Raw genomic sequence first — 15,015 nt, 5'->3', positions numbered from 1 at the left:
GGTGGTTACCCTTCTTTGTTTCCATAGTAAATATCCATTATTTCTGAACAGTATTGATTGTCATCATTATATACGATGAGCGGAGGTTGTAAACGCACCTCCGGTTTCCCGTCACGTGCAGCTTCAATCAATACCATATTCGCCTCCAGATGTGCCCGCGGATGGACAAAACGGATCTGCTTCGGCTCCAGCCGGTACTGTCTCATTAGACTTATAATATCCACTAAACGCTGGGGTTTATGAACCATACTTACCTTGCCCCCGGTACGCACCAGCCGGACACAGGCCTGAATTACCTCTTCCAGAGTACAGCCAATCTCATGGCGGGCCATTGCCTGATGTGTATTCAGCTTAAGATCACTTCCGTTAAGCGGCATATAAGGCGGATTAACCGTGATCGCATCATATACGCCATACCCTGCGACCGTATGCAGCTCGCGCAAATCCCCCTCATGAATAGTTACCCGCTCTTCCAGTCCATTCATAGCAACACTGCGCCGGGCCATATCGGCCAGAAGGGGTTGGAGTTCAATCCCTTCTATAGAAGCTTTAGTCCGTGTAGTGAGCAGCATCGGGATTACTCCATTCCCGGTACACAAATCCAGCACTCTCCCCCGTGGCGGGATACTGGCGAAGCGGGCAAGCAATACGGCATCCATGGAGAAGCTAAATACCTCATCACTCTGAATAATCCGCAAATCATGAGTCAATAAGTCATCAATCCGCTCTGAGGGAAGCAGCGGCACAGGTATTTCATTATAAGAATTCGTCATTGTAATCTCCTAAACGTTTGTTAGAAATTCAAAAAAAACCGTAGGCGTAAATCTCCTACGGCTGGATATCCTTATTTATTAAGAAAAGAAAGACAGAACAGACAATCACCCTCTGTACGCAAATGCCCAAAATAGACATTACAGATGTGAAAGCCTTCGTGATACAGCCGGGCCAGGTTATCGTAACCTTCCCCGACAACCTCCTCTGTTCCTTCACTGGCAGCCAAAAGTGCTTCCGCCTCAGCCGTATCCACGGCAGGATCCAAAGGTGTGTCCCTTTTCAATATTTTGCGGAGTTGTTCATTTTCCAGACTGAGCCTTTGATTGGCCTCCATTAATTCCTTAACGGTCTGTTTCCAATCTCCGAGACTTGCGCGCATCGTTTCCATCTGCGCTTCCATCTCCTGCATGTGTGCAAATATATTTATCTTCTCCAAGTTTCCACCCCGAAAGTAACCTTATATGGTTTACTTGACGACAACATCATCCATTGGAAGTTCCTTAACTTTGCCCACTTCAAACAACTGCACATGGACCGTGCGGTTTCCGGCATTAATTCCTACCACCTTACCGTCGCCCAGTGAGGTTACGACGATTTTGCCTACCGCCGGCATTTCTTCTTTTGTACTTTCGTAATTATCATGCTCAAACTTCAGGCAGCACATCAGCCGTCCGCACAAACCGGAGATTTTGGTCGGATTGAGCGAAAGATTCTGATCCTTAGCCATTTTTATCGATACCGGCTCGAAATCCCCAAGCCAGGAGGAGCAGCACAGCACCCGCCCGCAAGGTCCAAGTCCACCCAGCATCTTGGCTTCATCGCGTACACCGATCTGACGCAGTTCGATACGGGTACGGAATATACTCGCCAGGTCCTTGACCAATTCGCGGAAATCGACGCGGCCCTCGGCGGTGAAATAAAATATGATCTTGTTGCGGTCAAACGTAAACTCTACATCCACTAGCTTCATTTTGAGGCCATGATCGCGGATTTTATTTAAACAGGTGGTGAAAGCGTCCTTTGCTGCACCTTTGTTCTCCTCCACCACACGTGCGTCGGTTTCTCCGGCGATCCGCATGACTTTCTTGAGAGGTAATACAACATCGGCTTCCTGCACCTCTTTTTTGCCAACGACAACTCTACCGTATTCTACCCCTCTTGCTGTCTCCACAATAACGCATTGATCACGTTCAATCGGGAAATCAAGTGGATCGAAATAATATATTTTACCCGCTTTTTTAAAGCGGACGCCTACTACGCTGTACAAAAATTAACCCCCTTGTTTGCCGGTAAAAGGAACCCTTAAGCAAATCCGCTCCCTGGTGATCGATGCTTGTCCTTCCTTATCCGTTAAACCCATACTTCCAGGCTGAAGCGTTGATCCGGAGGATGATATCACAACTAAGTCTTTAACTTTCCAATCGGATTAAAAACTGCTCCAGACACAATTGGGCGTTAGCATTAGAACGGAGCCTGCGACTACTCTCCGCTGCGAATTCCATATAAGCCACCCATTGCTCCGTACTCCGCTGACGGGCATGTCTGGAAATAAAGTCTAACTGATCTATGAAAACGATGCTTTCGTGTCTTCGGTACAGGAAGTAGAGCATATCTTTAAACCAAAGATGGAACATGCTGAAAAGAGTATCCAAATGTTCACCGAGCCCGGTCTTGAACAGCTTCTGTCCGGCTGTTGCCACTGCAGAGCTGCCTTTGCCCATAGACTCCTTTGCTAATTGTAACACTAGATTTCTCATTTCTGCAAACCAATTCTGTGCCAAAAGTTCCCTGCACCCATCGAGCCCTGAAGTCAGTGATACTGCACACCGTGCCAGGGGTACCGGAACCCCCTCCCCCGACAAAGCCTGAAGCATAATATCAGGATGCAGCGGGCTGAAAGGGATACGCTGGGTTCTCGACTGGATGGTTGGAAGCAGGGAACTGCTATTATCGGAGATCAGAATACCGACTGCCGGAGCAGGCGGCTCTTCCAAAAATTTAAGCAGACTGTTGGCGGCCTGCACCGTCATTTTGTCCGCTCCCTCTATAATGTAAACCTTCGGATTAACTCCTTCAGACCGGTAGGAAAAAACACGCTGCAGCTCACGGATCTGATCGATCTTAATACTTGCCCCGTCAGGCTTCAGTAAAGTCAGATCCGGATGGTTGCCATGCTCTACCTTGCGGCATTCCAAGCACTCCCCGCAGGCATCATCCTTAAGCTTTGTGCAAAATATCGCCTGGGCAAACATGAGTGCAGTTGACATCTGTCCGCTTCCGGCTGGGCCGGTGAACAAATACGCATGACTGACTGCATCCTTGCGCAGTGCATTCTGCAGCAGGCGTTTGGCATCCTCCTGGCTTAATATATCATGAAAAGGCATAAATTCCTCCAACTTCTTTTAGAAAGAAAGGTTAATCAGCATACCGCGGATTTCTCCAACCCGGCCCAGCAGATCAATCCGGCCCTGCTCGCTCTCCAGCAGCTCATCGGCCAAATTCAAGAGTGCCGCGTCAATCTCCTCCAGCAGCTTGTAACGTTTGCCTCGGCCACGGCGGTCCCAGCCCTTTGTCTCCTTGAGGATAACGCCGCGCCGCGCAGTCTCTTCCAGAAAACGTTTAATAAGATTTCTGTATATCGCAAGCTCACGGACGGTCATTGATTTGGCCAGCCGATCGCCCTGCTGCTGAATATCTTTAATCTGGCGGTTCAATTCATCAATGGTTTTCTGCTGTCCCTGCTGCTGAAAAACATCGCTAAACGTCTTCTGCTGGATAGGCCTGCGTTCCGCATCAGCGTTCGGGAGTTCACTTTTTAAGGGCCTGTAGCCCGGGTTAATCTTCAAAGTATCTACCGCCCTTATCGTTTACTCTAGTATGCTCAGTAATGCTCAAAACGATCGACAGGCAGTACAAATACTGTAGCTCCACCCACCTGGACCTCTACAGGAAGCGGCAAATAGGAATCCGTCGTACCACTCATCGGAGTAACCGGGGTAACCAGCTGCTCGCGCACCTTACAGCTATTGCGGATAACACTCAGCACGGGTTCAACCTGGCTATCATCTACACCAATCAGAAATGTTGTATTGCCTGCCCGCAGGAATCCGCCTGTACTGGCCAGTTTAGTGGCACGGAAATTGGCTTTGACGAGTTCACTGGACAACCGGTTACTGTCTTTGTCCTGGATAATAGCAATGATTAGCTTCATCTTCGCATTCCTCCTAAAAGTTTGGTTAGATAACTCACCTATAATGCTGCCCACTTAAGATATATTAGACAATATGCCTTAAAAACCCTTTAATATCCGCTCCTTCAGCGTATGCACGATGTCCTGCTCGACCATATGGATCGGACGGTTGGCATCAAGAACGACAATACGGCCAGGATCGGACTGAGTCACCAGCTGATAGCCTTCACGAACCTTCTGATGGAAGGCGAGACTCTCCAGATCAAGGCGGTTAACCTCGCGGTCCTGATTGGCAGCAATTCTAGAGAGGCCTACCTCCGGCTCTACATCCAGGTAAAACGTAAGATCCGGTGTGCGGCCGCCGGTTGCAAAGTCATTAATGCTCCGCACTTTTTCGATTCCAAGGCCCCGTGCAAAGCCCTGATAGACAAGGCTGCTGTCGACAAAACGGTCACAAAGCACCGTAAGGCCTTCTTTGAGTGCCGGCTCCACGACCTCCGCCAGATGCTGGCTCCTTGCCGCTGCATACAGCAGCGCTTCGGTCCGCGCATCCATTGCGGTATGGGCTGGATCAAGAATAATGGAGCGGATCTTCTCGGCGATTTCAATGCCCCCCGGTTCGCGGGTAATGATATAAGGCATGGAGTGATTCTGCAGATAAGCTGCTACCCTGCCCAGCACAGTTGTTTTTCCTGAGCCATCGCCTCCCTCCAAAGTAATGAAAAAACCTTCACGTCCCACTTATACTTCTCCGCCCTTCTTATTGTTGTAAACCACTATACGCCGTAAGGCGGGGTCTGTGCAGGCCTGAAACTTAGCCCCTCCCTGACGGAGCGCTGACAGCCTTCTGCATGCTGCTTCGCTTATGACTTCTCCCGGATACAAGAGCGGAATGCCAGGCGGATAAGGGATTACCATCTCTGCCGCTACTCTCCCTACACTGTATTCGAGGTGTATGCTTTCGGTTTCACTTGCTGTCACCGGCTTCAGGGAAAACGCCACCGGCTGTGAAATAAGTGCTTGAATAGAATTGTTCCACGTGGAAACTTCAGCGGATGGAGATTGATTTTCCTCTGCCCTATTGAAGGATGAGGGGCTGGAGAACGGTTCAGCCGCCTCCCTTAGATTAGAAAGGGCAGCAGCCGCCATTTCGGCGTCTATTTCCCGCAGCGCGGCCAGCAGCGTGAATGTATCCTCCGCCTTCGAGCCGAGGCTGAAGGCAAGCACTACGTGCCGGTCGTCGCTCATCTCCGGCACAATGCCCTTCTCTTCGAGCCTGCGCTGCAGCTCGAAGCCCCCCAGGACCCCGGCGGCGTCATAAATGACCGCCTTGAAGGGGTCCTGGGTAGTGTACGCCGCCGCTTCTGCCGGCAGCGTGTCCATTCCGGCGGCTGTGCCAGCGCCGCCGTGAGGCTGCAGCGGCTGAGCCGGCTGCAGCAGCCCGAAGCGCGGCAGCGAAGCTAAGCCGCGCTTCAGCACGTCCACGGCGGCGAGCCCCGCCGTGAAGGCGCCGGCGCCGCCCAGGTGCACCAGCCGCCGGGCCAGGTCGAGCGAAGCCATCACCGGGTAGGATGGGCTGGAGCTCTGCACCATGGCCAGCCGCTGCCGCAGCAAGGCGCGGTTAAGGCGCGGCCCCTGCACATGCAGCATGGCGCCCATCGTCAGCGCCGGCAGCATCTTGTGCGTGGACTGCACCACGCCGTCCGCGCCGCAGGCAAGCGCCCCGGCCGGCAGCGCCGGGTGCAGCCCGTAATGCGCCCCGTGCGCCTCGTCAACCAGCAGCGGAACGCCGCTGTCGTGACAGATGCACGCGAGGGGCGCCAGGTCTGTGCCCATGCCGTAGTAATTCGGCATGGTGACCAGCACGGCGGCGGCCTCCGGGTAGGCTGCAAGTGCAGCCTGCACCGCTTCAGCCGCCGGAGCGACCGCGAGGCCGCTGTCCGCATCCAGCTGCGGTTCGAGGAAGACTGCCCGCACGCCAGCCAGCATTAAGCCGTGAATCACCGACTTATGGACATTACGCTGCAGAATCAGAACCATCCCGGGTTCCGGGCAAACGGTTAAGATAAGTGCCAGATTGCCGGCGGTACTTCCGCCGACCAGCAAAAAGCTTTCCTCCGCCCCAAAACAATCCGCAGCCAGCTGCTGCGCCTCCCTAATGACCCCTTCCGGGTGGTGAAGATCATCCGTTCCGGTAATTTCCGTTACGTCGTACCTCATGATCTCATCCAAATATCCTGCCCCTTCAGCTCCGCTATAGGCCTCACCGTTCTTGTGGCCAGGCACGTGATAAGATATATTACCCTTAAGTCTATATTGTTCCAGCATCTCATATATCGGTGCCCTGCCAGGCTCTAAAATGTTCATGTTCTTATCCTTCCCTGGGGGTTACCTCTATTTTAACGCAAATATGCCTAAACGCCTATTATTCCGCTTAAAAGCATCATCCGCACAACAAAACGGCCCCTCCCGCCACAACACGGGGAAGCCGTTAAATGAATTGCTTATAATGCAGCCATTGCGACACAGATCCACCGCCCGCTCTCTTTACACTGTTGTTACAAATGCCTTCACTCGGATCAGGCGTTCTTTTGGAGTCCGATTTTCTTCATCCGGCCAATGAAAAAACGGTACTTGATGTCCTCAGCATCCGTACGCACCATTTCGCTCTCGCAATCTTCACAAATGAAATGCGAGACAATAACAATACCTTCTTCTTTCATCTGCCCGCAAATAATGCAGGACTGTCCGGTTTGCTGTTCCATATCCATCCCACCTTGACTCTTTTAAGAACAGTATGTTACACCTTCTATCATTTTAAACCTTTTCATAGTTTTTTCCTATCCGGGTTACTCAAAATATATATATTCTGTGATCGCCAGGCTGGTGATTCTCCCGCTGAAGTTTAATAAAACGCCGCAGACAGCCGATATTATTAACATGAGAACACACGAGGAGGTCTGAACTTTCTTTATGGAACCCAACACCAAAGGTGCAGCTACATTCTATCAATACAAGCTTATTAAAAAAATAAACCTGACTACTGCCAAGCTGCGGATCTACATTACGCTTCCTTTAATATTCGTAGTACTGGAGACCATATTCCTCTCCTGGTGGAGCCTGTTATATATGGTTGTTGCGGCTCCCGTTGTATTATGGGTCCAGTATGTCATCTCACGATCCGTCCTCCTTATCACCGGGCATCCCATCGCTAAACGGTGGAAGGTGTCTCTGCGTCTGCCTTGGCTCGGCTATATGCCGGATCAATATATCAGCTACGGCATCTTTCGTAAGGTGCAGCTGCATAATTTCTGGATCGGCCTATGCATTGCTGCGCTTTTTATTGTGTGGGCTCCTCCGGCGTTCACAACCTCCTTGGCAATCTGCCATCTCTGGCTGCTCTTGCCCCGGCTGTATACCCTGCTGAGACTGCGCCGCGATGATAAAGGCGGGATGCTGAAATTCAATCCTGCAGACGTTTCTTATTACGCTCAATAATTGCAGAACCGCATACATACGTTCATCACCTACAGACATCAGCAGTCCCTTATGCAGAATCGAGTAGGAGGGGGCGGCGAGCCCCCGTCCTCTCACACCACCGTACATGCGGGTCCGCATACGGCGGTTCCAAAAGGTTAACAAAGCTCCAAATAACGTGAAAGCAAACTTTTCAGCCCTTTCCCTTCCCAGTAGGAAGTGGGAAGGGCATTATTTGTGTTCCGGGACATTTCCCATGCGCCTCGCCGTGAGTTTGCCATCGTGAAACAGGCCCACTCAGGCACCCCAAGCGCCCGGAGTTCGCGGATCCGTGTGCGCACTCGTTTCCATTGTTTCCACAGGCACATTCGCAGCCTTCTCCGAATCCACTGGTCCAGCGTTTGGAGGTGTTTCTTCGCCGACGCCAGATGGAAATAGCCAAGCCATCCCATCACATACCGGTTCACTTGGCGAATTCGCTCTTCCATGGAAATAGACCACGTTCGATTCGTTAGTTCACGTATTCTTTCCTTGAATCGCGAGATTGTTTTTGGAGCTAATCGAATCGTCGCCTGTTTCTGGCTCAGGAAACTGAATCCTAAGAACTTTCGGTGCCACGGCCTTGCTACCGCACTTTTATCCCGGTTCACTTTCAGTTTCAGCTTTCCTTCTACAAATCGGCTAACCGATTCCATGACCCGTTCGCCCGCTCGTTTGCTCGCCACAAAGATATTACAGTCGTCTGCATAGCGTACAAAACGCAGCCCGCGTCCGGTCAATTCCTTATCCAGATCATCCAGTAGAATGTTTGCCAAAAGCGGACTGAGCGGACCGCCTTGGGGCGTTCCTTCCCGGCTACGTTCCAGCTTTCCGTTCACCATAACTCCGGCGTTCAGATATGCACGAATCAGGATCAGTACTCTTTTGTCTGTCACTTTCCGCGCCACTCTTGCCATCAGCATGTCGTGGTTTATCCGGTCAAAGAATTTCTCCAGATCGAGGTCTATGACCCACCGGAGGCCACTTTGGATATATCTTTGCGCTTGTTTCACGGCGTCATGTGCACTTTTCCCCGGTCGAAAGCCATAGCTATACCAGGAGAACTCTGCGTCAAAGATCGGGTTCATGACTTGTAGAAGCGCCTGCTGGAGAAAACGGTCCATAACGGTTGGGATGCCTAGTAGCCTTACACCGCCTCCGGGTTTGGGGATTTCCACCCGTTTGACTGACGCAGGTCTGTAAGCCCCCGCTAGAAGTTCGGCTTTCACCGATTCCCAATGTGTTTTCAAATAAGCTTGTAGATTCGCTACCGTTACATTGTCCACACCGGGCGCTCCTCCGTTTTGTACCACTCGTTTATACGCGAGCCGAAGGTTGTCTCCTTCGAGCATTCGCTCCAGCAAGTTGCTCTCTGCTTCGCGAGAGGAAGGGGCGATTTGTGCCGACGAAGAACTCGGCGCTCCGGCATACCCTGGCGGCTTCACCGCTTCTCTTTGCCGTAAGCTCTCTTGCGAGATATTCTGCTGTCTTTGCACTTCATGCGAACGCATCGGTTTCCTCTCTCCTTTCGGTTCAGCCCTTCCGTAAACGCTGCAGCAGTTTACGTACTATGGCCTCTGCTGACTCCTGCCGGTTCAGCGCAGCCTCTCGGCTACGGTTACAAGTTTTTTTTCCTTGCCCCTCCGGCAGGCCTCCCCAGATAAGAACGTCATCTTTCCGCCCGCACCTGCCCAAGTTTACGGCTGCAGCCCTTGGCAGCTCTGGATTTTGTCATGTATAGGTGACTCATCCGGCTGCAACCGCCTCAAATTGGATTCGTGTACCTCAGGTCGTGCTTTTGCCTCCGGCTTCCTTCAGATTCCGCCTCACGGTGGACACCCTTGCCCTTGGCTAACGGTAGGCGCTTGCCAGCCCCCGCTCGGGACTTTCACCCTAGAGATGACGCCCATGCTGGGCGTACTACAATAATAAACGCCGTCCACTTTGGACGGCGTTTATTTATTTACTCTTCAGCCCTTTTATGGAGGCTTTCTTTTCCTTCGGAATCATTACTGTGAAATAGCCGTCATGTACGGTTAAATGTACAATTAGTCCGTCCTTTTGAAAAACACGGGAGCTTCCCGCATCTTCATCCCCTTTTTGTTCCTCCCATCCCCAAGCTTTAATCGCTTTCAGGTAAGGCTCGGGTACACCCTCCTTTTCCTTAATTCCAGACAAGGAGTAACGAACATAGTCCATAGCAACATTTGTAGTAGCCCGGTCAGGAGAACTGGCTTCCTTGGGGACAGGAAAGCTTTTTTCATTAAGTGCTCCCTCAAAAGTATCCCAGTTGGGCTCTTTCGCTCCGCAACCAGTAAACATTACACTCACTATACAAACAATAAATAATATCCATAAGGGTCGGGTTAGCTTCATACCTTAAATCCTCCTTACCTCTACCATGCATCAAAAGACACAAGAAAATTCAAATTTAGAATTTATCAGTAGTTCATTCGTATTAAGGTGCTGCTTAATATTTGCACTTTTCTATTATACTTGGATATACCATGCCGTCGGTAACAAAAATGTCACTCAATTGAAAACGCTTTTATAATGAATTCATCTCTACAACCACTCTTTCTTTCCAGTTATATACAACAAAAAAAGCCATTGTCGATGATTCAACAATGGCTTCATGTGCTTGGCGGCGTCCTACTCTCCCAGGACCCTTCGGTCCAAGTACCATCGGCGCTGGAAGGCTTAACGGTCGTGTTCGGGATGGGTACGCGTGGAACCCTTCCGCTATCGCCACCAAACGGCAGGCTTAATCGCCTGAAAACTGAATCCGAAACGAATCTGCGTTCTTCGAAATGTTGGATAAGCCCTCGACCGATTAGTATTGGTCAGCTCCATGCATTACTGCACTTCCACCTCCAACCTATCTACCTCGTCGTCTTCAAGGGGTCTTACATACTGGGAAATCTCATCTTGAGGGGGGCTTCACGCTTAGATGCTTTCAGCGCTTATCCCGTCCGTACGTAGCTACCCAGCCATGCTTCTGGCGAAACAACTGGTGCACCAGCGGTACGTCCATCCCGGTCCTCTCGTACTAAGGACAGCTCCTCTCAAATTTCCTGCGCCCACGACAGATAGGGACCGAACTGTCTCACGACGTTCTGAACCCAGCTCGCGTACCGCTTTAATGGGCGAACAGCCCAACCCTTGGGACCTACTTCAGCCCCAGGATGCGATGAGCCGACATCGAGGTGCCAAACCTCCCCGTCGATGTGGACTCTTGGGGGAGATAAGCCTGTTATCCCCAGGGTAGCTTTTATCCGTTGAGCGATGGCCCTTCCATGCGGTACCACCGGATCACTAAGTCCGACTTTCGTCCCTGCTCGACTTGTAGGTCTCGCAGTCAAGCTCCCTTATGCCTTTGCACTCTTCGAATGATTTCCAACCATTCTGAGGGAACCTTTGAACGCCTCCGTTACTCTTTAGGAGGCGACCGCCCCAGTCAAACTGCCCGCCTGACACGGTCCCCGTACCCGCTTAGGGTACCAGGTTAGAACCTAGATACGATCAGGGTGGTATCCCAACGGCGCCTCCGCAGAAGCTTGCGCTCCTGCCTCTACGGCTCCCACCTATCCTGTACAGATCGTACCCAAATTCAATATCAAGCTGCAGTAAAGCTCCATGGGGTCTTTCCGTCTTGTCGCGGGTAACCTGCATCTTCACAGGTATTAAAATTTCACCGGATCTCTCGTTGAGACAGCGCCCAAGTCGTTACGCCATTCGTGCGGGTCAGAATTTACCTGACAAGGAATTTCGCTACCTTAGGACCGTTATAGTTACGGCCGCCGTTTACTGGGGCTTCGGTTCATAGCTTCGGGTTACCCCTAACCACTCCCCTTAACCTTCCAGCACCGGGCAGGCGTCAGCCCGTATACTTCGCCTTGCGGCTTCGCACAGACCTGTGTTTTTGCTAAACAGTCGCTTGGGCCTTTTCACTGCGGCCCCCTCGGGCTATTCACCCTACCGAGGCACCCCTTCTCCCGAAGTTACGGGGTCATTTTGCCGAGTTCCTTAACGAGAGTTCTTCCGCGCGCCTTAGAATTCTCTTCTCGCCTACCTGTGTCGGTTTGCGGTACGGGCACCTTCTCCTGGCTAGAGGCTTTTCTTGGCAGTGTGAGATCATGACCTTCGCTACTGTAATTTTCGCTCCCCATCACAGCCCAGCCTTAATAGTGTGCGGATTTGCCTACACACCAGCCTCACTGCTTAGACGGACATCCATCAGTCCGCGTCACTACCCTCCTGCGTCACCCCATCGCTCATAGCGGATTACGGTGGTACAGTAATTTCAAACTGTTGTCCTTCGACTACGCCTTTCGGCCTCGCCTTAGGTCCCGACTTACCCTGAGCGGACGAGCCTTCCTCAGGAAACCTTGGGCTTTCGGCGGATCAGATTCTCACTGATCTTTTCGTTACTCATACCGGCATTCTCACTTGTATGCTGTCCAGCGCTCCTTACGGTACACCTTCAACCCACATACAACGCTCCCCTACCCCAGATGCAAAGCATCTAGCCATAGCTTCGGTGGTGTGTTTAGCCCCGTTACATTTTCGGCGCAGAGTCACTCGACCAGTGAGCTATTACGCACTCTTTCAATGGTGGCTGCTTCTAAGCCAACATCCTGGTTGTCTGTGCAACTCCACATCCTTTCCCACTTAACACACACTTGGGGACCTTAGCTGATGGTCTGGGCTGTTTCCCTTTTGACAATGGATCTTAGCACTCACTGTCTGACTCCCGGCAAGAAGTAAATGGCATTCGGAGTTTGACTGAGCTTGGTAACCCTTGCGGGCCCCGCACCCAATCAGTGCTCTACCTCCACCACTCCATTCACCGAGGCTAGCCCTAAAGCTATTTCGGGGAGAACCAGCTATCTCCGAGTTCGATTGGAATTTCTCCGCTACCCCCACCTCATCCCCGTATTTTTCAACATACGTGGGTTCGGGCCTCCAGTGCGTGTTACCGCACCTTCACCCTGGACAGGGGTAGATCACACGGTTTCGGGTCTACGTCCACATACTTAGTCGCCCTATTCAGACTCGCTTTCGCTGCGGCTCCGGCTTCTCACCTTAACCTTGCATGTTAAACGTAACTCGCCGGTTCATTCTACAAAAGGCACGCCATCACCCCTAAAACGGGCTCTGACTTTTTGTAAGCACACGGTTTCAGGTTCTATTTCACTCCCCTTCCGGGGTGCTTTTCACCTTTCCCTCACGGTACTGTTTCACTATCGGTCGCCAGGTAGTATTTAGCCTTAGCAGATGGTCCTGCTGGATTCATACGGGGTTTCACGTGCCCCGCACTACTCGGGATCCGTCTCGGAGGGAACACAGTTTAGGTTACAGGGCTTTTACCTCTATCGCGGGCCTTTCCAGACCTCTTCACCTACCATATTCCTTTGTAACTCCATGTGAGACGTCCCACAACCCCAAGGGGCAAGCCCCTTGGTTTAGGCTGTTCCGCGTTCGCTCGCCGCTACTGACGGAATCACTATTGTTTTCTCTTCCTCAGGGTACTTAGATGTTTCAGTTCCCCTGGTCTGCCTCTACACACCCTATGTATTCAGGTGTGAGTAACTGCGAATTACCACAGCTGGGTTTCCCCATTCGGACACCCCCGGATCAAAGCTTGCTTACAGCTCCCCGAGGCAGTTTCGTTGTTCGCCACGTCCTTCGTCGGCTCCTGGCGCCTAGGCATCCTCCGTGTGCTCTTATTAGCTTAACCATGCGTTTTCCGTTAGGAAAATCGCCAGCATTGCTATAATTGAAACTTGTTTACACAAGTTCAGCTTAAAGAATGTTCTAAAACGCAAATTCGTTTCGGTATCCAGTTTTCAAGGATCAAGTAGAGAGCTTAAACTCTCAAAACTGACCAACGAGTGAGTAACAGGCCTAAACCTGAGTTTTGGAAGTTATACTTCCGATTTGAATGTTCTCATTGCAGAGAACGATTCTCCATAGAAAGGAGGTGATCCAGCCGCACCTTCCGATACGGCTACCTTGTTACGACTTCACCCCAATCATCTACCCCACCTTCGGCGGCTGGCCCCCTTGCGGGTTACCCCACCGACTTCGGGTGTTGTAAACTCTCGTGGTGTGACGGGCGGTGTGTACAAGACCCGGGAACGTATTCACCGCGGCATGCTGATCCGCGATTACTAGCAATTCCGACTTCATGCAGGCGAGTTGCAGCCTGCAATCCGAACTGAGACCGGCTTTGCTGGGATTGGCTCCACCTCGCGGCTTCGCTTCCCGTTGTACCGGCCATTGTAGTACGTGTGTAGCCCAGGTCATAAGGGGCATGATGATTTGACGTCATCCCCACCTTCCTCCGGTTTGTCACCGGCAGTCACTCTAGAGTGCCCAGCACTACCTGCTGGCAACTAAAGTCAAGGGTTGCGCTCGTTGCGGGACTTAACCCAACATCTCACGACACGAGCTGACGACAACCATGCACCACCTGTCTCCTCTGTCCCGAAGGCCGCCTCTATCTCTAGAGGATTCAGAGGGATGTCAAGACCTGGTAAGGTTCTTCGCGTTGCTTCGAATTAAACCACATACTCCACTGCTTGTGCGGGTCCCCGTCAATTCCTTTGAGTTTCAGTCTTGCGACCGTACTCCCCAGGCGGAGTGCTTACTGTGTTAACTTCGGCACCAAGGGTATCGAAACCCCTAACACCTAGCACTCATCGTTTACGGCGTGGACTACCAGGGTATCTAATCCTGTTTGCTCCCCACGCTTTCGCGCCTCAGCGTCAGTTACAGCCCAGAAAGTCGCCTTCGCCACTGGTGTTCCTCCACATATCTACGCATTTCACCGCTACACGTGGAATTCCACTTTCCTCTTCTGTACTCAAGCCATCCAGTTTCCAGTGCGACCCCAGGTTGAGCCCAAGGTTTAAACACCAGACTTAAATAGCCGCCTGCGCGCGCTTTACGCCCAATAATTCCGGACAACGCTTGCCCCCTACGTATTACCGCGGCTGCTGGCACGTAGTTAGCCGGGGCTTTCTTCTCAGGTACCGTCACTCCGGTAGCAGTTACTCTACCGGACGTTCTTCCCTGGCAACAGAGCTTTACGATCCGAAAACCTTCATCACTCACGCGGCGTTGCTCCGTCAGGCTTTCGCCCATTGCGGAAGATTCCCTACTGCTGCCTCCCGTAGGAGTCTGGGCCGTGTCTCAGTCCCAGTGTGGCCGTTCACCCTCTCAGGTCGGCTACGCATCGTCGCCTTGGTGAGCCGTTACCTCACCAACTAGCTAATGCGCCGCAGGCCCATCCCTCAGTAGCAGATTGCTCCGCCTTTCATCCTTTCTTCAGGAGAAGAAAGGAATTATCCGGTATTAGCTACCGTTTCCGGTAGTTATCCCAGTCTGAGGGGTAGGTTGCCTACGTGTTACTCACCCGTCCGCCGCTAAACTTATCCCGAAGGATAAGCTCCGCTCGACTTGCATGTATTAGGCACGCCGCCAGCGTTCGTCCTGAGCCAGGATCAAACTCTCCAAATTGGTATTTAGAA

Annotated in this window: 12 protein-coding genes and 3 rRNA genes; 1 reads left to right on the top strand and 14 read right to left on the bottom strand. The window is 51.8% G+C overall.

Going from position 1 to position 15,015, the window contains the following annotated elements:
• Positions 1–5: 5 nt before the first annotated feature.
• The 9 genes from JRJ22_RS00120 to JRJ22_RS00080 all read right to left on the bottom strand — a co-directional run bounded on the left by JRJ22_RS00120 (position 6) and on the right by JRJ22_RS00080 (position 6,729).
• Entirely contained in the window at positions 6–773 is a 768-nt protein-coding gene (locus tag JRJ22_RS00120) for a tRNA1(Val) (adenine(37)-N6)-methyltransferase (protein ID WP_206102628.1), read from the bottom strand.
• Between the two features lie 71 nt (positions 774–844).
• Positions 845–1,210 (bottom strand): initiation-control protein YabA, encoded by a 366-nt coding sequence (locus tag JRJ22_RS00115; RefSeq protein WP_054944045.1) that lies wholly within the window; start codon positions 1,208–1,210, stop codon positions 845–847.
• A 30-nt stretch (positions 1,211–1,240) separates the two neighbouring features.
• Entirely contained in the window at positions 1,241–2,041 is an 801-nt protein-coding gene (locus JRJ22_RS00110; RefSeq protein WP_054944046.1) for a PSP1 domain-containing protein, read from the bottom strand.
• Positions 2,042–2,183: 142 nt separating this feature from the next.
• The gene (holB, locus tag JRJ22_RS00105) at positions 2,184–3,158 is read right to left on the bottom strand and encodes a DNA polymerase III subunit delta' (protein ID WP_206102627.1); all 975 of its coding nucleotides are present in this window, start codon (positions 3,156–3,158) and stop codon (positions 2,184–2,186) included.
• An 18-nt stretch (positions 3,159–3,176) separates the two neighbouring features.
• Positions 3,177–3,620, bottom strand: coding sequence for a YaaR family protein (locus JRJ22_RS00100; RefSeq protein ID WP_054944048.1), 444 nt, complete (start codon positions 3,618–3,620; stop codon positions 3,177–3,179).
• Positions 3,621–3,655: 35 nt separating this feature from the next.
• Positions 3,656–3,985 (bottom strand): cyclic di-AMP receptor DarA, encoded by a 330-nt coding sequence (locus tag JRJ22_RS00095; RefSeq protein ID WP_054944049.1) that lies wholly within the window; start codon positions 3,983–3,985, stop codon positions 3,656–3,658.
• 78 nt (positions 3,986–4,063) lie between these two features.
• Complete coding sequence (gene tmk, locus JRJ22_RS00090; RefSeq protein WP_206102626.1) at positions 4,064–4,705, bottom strand: dTMP kinase; 642 nt, start codon at positions 4,703–4,705, stop codon at positions 4,064–4,066.
• A complete protein-coding gene (locus tag JRJ22_RS00085; protein ID WP_206102625.1) occupies positions 4,706–6,331 on the bottom strand; it encodes an aminotransferase class I/II-fold pyridoxal phosphate-dependent enzyme in 1,626 nt (541 codons plus the stop codon).
• A 212-nt stretch (positions 6,332–6,543) separates the two neighbouring features.
• The gene (locus tag JRJ22_RS00080) at positions 6,544–6,729 is read right to left on the bottom strand and encodes a sigma factor G inhibitor Gin (RefSeq protein WP_054944052.1); all 186 of its coding nucleotides are present in this window, start codon (positions 6,727–6,729) and stop codon (positions 6,544–6,546) included.
• A 208-nt stretch (positions 6,730–6,937) separates the two neighbouring features.
• Here JRJ22_RS00080 and JRJ22_RS00075 point away from each other — a divergent pair, with 208 nt between their 5' ends.
• Positions 6,938–7,462 (top strand): hypothetical protein, encoded by a 525-nt coding sequence (locus JRJ22_RS00075; RefSeq protein WP_206102624.1) that lies wholly within the window; start codon positions 6,938–6,940, stop codon positions 7,460–7,462.
• A 137-nt stretch (positions 7,463–7,599) separates the two neighbouring features.
• Here JRJ22_RS00075 and ltrA read toward each other — a convergent pair whose 3' ends face one another.
• From ltrA to JRJ22_RS00050, 5 genes are all read right to left on the bottom strand, one after another.
• Positions 7,600–8,991: a group II intron reverse transcriptase/maturase gene (gene ltrA / locus JRJ22_RS00070; RefSeq protein WP_206102623.1), complete on the bottom strand. Its 1,392-nt coding sequence runs from the start codon at positions 8,989–8,991 to the stop codon at positions 7,600–7,602.
• 448 nt (positions 8,992–9,439) lie between these two features.
• Complete coding sequence (locus JRJ22_RS00065) at positions 9,440–9,856, bottom strand: hypothetical protein (protein WP_206102622.1); 417 nt, start codon at positions 9,854–9,856, stop codon at positions 9,440–9,442.
• A gap of 263 nt (positions 9,857–10,119) precedes the next feature.
• Positions 10,120–10,236, bottom strand: a 5S ribosomal RNA gene (gene rrf, locus JRJ22_RS00060).
• Between the two features lie 57 nt (positions 10,237–10,293).
• A 23S ribosomal RNA gene (locus JRJ22_RS00055) occupies positions 10,294–13,220 on the bottom strand.
• A 236-nt stretch (positions 13,221–13,456) separates the two neighbouring features.
• A 16S ribosomal RNA gene (locus tag JRJ22_RS00050) occupies positions 13,457–15,004 on the bottom strand.
• Together the 16S, 23S and 5S rRNA genes form the textbook arrangement of a ribosomal RNA operon.
• Between the last annotated feature and the right edge of the window lie 11 nt (positions 15,005–15,015).

Origin of the sequence: Paenibacillus tianjinensis (genome assembly GCF_017086365.1) — a bacterium.
GTDB lineage: Bacteria > Bacillota > Bacilli > Paenibacillales > Paenibacillaceae > Paenibacillus_AQ > Paenibacillus_AQ tianjinensis.
This window is presented reverse-complemented; position numbering and strand designations above follow the sequence as displayed.

Excerpts from the sequence above, each read along its gene's own strand:
- JRJ22_RS00120 (WP_206102628.1), bottom strand. The coding sequence starts at position 773 with ATGACGAATTCTTATAATGAAATACCTGTGCCGCTGCTTCCCTCAGAG.
- JRJ22_RS00075 (WP_206102624.1), top strand. The coding sequence starts at position 6,938 with ATGGAACCCAACACCAAAGGTGCAGCTACATTCTATCAATACAAGCTT.
- JRJ22_RS00080 (WP_054944052.1), bottom strand. The coding sequence starts at position 6,729 with ATGGAACAGCAAACCGGACAGTCCTGCATTATTTGCGGGCAGATGAAA.
- ltrA (WP_206102623.1), bottom strand. The coding sequence starts at position 8,991 with ATGCGTTCGCATGAAGTGCAAAGACAGCAGAATATCTCGCAAGAGAGC.
- JRJ22_RS00085 (WP_206102625.1), bottom strand. The coding sequence starts at position 6,331 with ATGAACATTTTAGAGCCTGGCAGGGCACCGATATATGAGATGCTGGAA.
- holB (WP_206102627.1), bottom strand. The coding sequence starts at position 3,158 with ATGCCTTTTCATGATATATTAAGCCAGGAGGATGCCAAACGCCTGCTG.
- JRJ22_RS00065 (WP_206102622.1), bottom strand. The coding sequence starts at position 9,856 with ATGAAGCTAACCCGACCCTTATGGATATTATTTATTGTTTGTATAGTG.
- JRJ22_RS00095 (WP_054944049.1), bottom strand. The coding sequence starts at position 3,985 with ATGAAGCTAATCATTGCTATTATCCAGGACAAAGACAGTAACCGGTTG.